Raw genomic sequence first — 1,122 nt, 5'->3', positions numbered from 1 at the left:
AATGATTTTTATTTTGAAATATGGAGCTATAACGTGACGACCCCGAAGGATCAAGTTCCTCCAAAGGAGCCAGTAAAAAAACCTATGCCGGATTATCAGCCTAGACCCTTAAGAAATGTGAATGAAAGTAATGTAGGGAATGGATATTCGCCAACAATATTAAATGAAGATAAGTCAGGTCGAAAGTAAGCCAAATTAAGTTTTCCATCATTGATGGTGGAAAACTTTTCTAGCGGTACATGTCACGTTAATGTAACCTGAACATTGAGTGGACAGTGAAAAAAACAATATGAAGGCACTATCGGTCATTGAGCTGGCAAAGCTGTATGGTATGAACCGCCAAAGCATCTATAAGCGTATAAATAAAGGCGATCTGAGCAAAAACAGTGACGGTAAGATTGATCTTGCCGAGGCTATAAGAGTCTTTGGTGAGCCATCACAGCGAAGCACACAGAACGTCACGTTACAGTCCCAGGCGGCACAAAAGTCGGCAGAAGTTGACATACTGCAACAACAGGTAGACATACTTAAAAAGCAGCTTGATCTGGCTCAAGAGCGCGAACAGTTCCAGCGTGAGCAGTTGAAAGCAAAAGATGATCAAACTTACTCGCTACAGCTGCTTTTGGGAGCGCCAAAACCAGAACAGAAAGAAGAAAGTACAGAAGCCGATCAGCCAATAGCGCAAGTGGCCTCAGATCAGACTATGGAGGAGCCCAGGACAACTAATCCGGTATCACAGCCTGAACCTAAACGCCGTGGCTTGTTTGGCCGTGTAATACGTGCGGTACTCGATTAAAGTCATGAAGTTACACTAATAGGGTAGATAAGAACTATTTTAGAGATAGTCATGATCTGACTGATACATAAACTTATCCACAAAGTTGTCGATAAATAAACTATATTTCTTTGATTTTAAAATAAAATTCTTATTGTATAAGTAGTTACGAGTACACAGAAATTGGGGGAGTTCTTTCCCTAAACTTTTTGTCTAAATACGAAAATTTTTTCATAAAAAGTCAATATTGATCTACCCTATATTTTCCCGTATCTTGCCAAAATAAGGTGTTGATTCTGTTGTCAGACAGCACTGAGAATATCATTAAGTTACCCCTCTCACCATTT

At 39.8% G+C, this 1,122-nt stretch carries 2 protein-coding genes; both read left to right on the top strand.

The genetic code is table 11. From position 1 onward, the window contains the following. On the top strand, positions 1 to 189 hold a 189-nt coding region (locus FTV41_RS15155), incomplete at its 5' end, for a hypothetical protein (RefSeq protein ID WP_218945213.1). A gap of 100 nt (positions 190 to 289) precedes the next feature. Further along, complete coding sequence (locus tag FTV41_RS14945) at positions 290 to 796, top strand: plasmid replication DNA-binding protein (RefSeq protein WP_163146727.1); 507 nt, start codon at positions 290 to 292, stop codon at positions 794 to 796. The last annotated feature ends 326 nt before the right edge of the window (positions 797 to 1,122 follow it).

It is taken from the genome of Acinetobacter sp. YH16051, from assembly GCF_013417135.1.
Classification (GTDB): domain Bacteria; phylum Pseudomonadota; class Gammaproteobacteria; order Pseudomonadales; family Moraxellaceae; genus Acinetobacter; species Acinetobacter towneri.
This window is presented reverse-complemented; position numbering and strand designations above follow the sequence as displayed.

Excerpts from the sequence above, each read along its gene's own strand:
- FTV41_RS14945 (WP_163146727.1), top strand. The coding sequence starts at position 290 with ATGAAGGCACTATCGGTCATTGAGCTGGCAAAGCTGTATGGTATGAAC.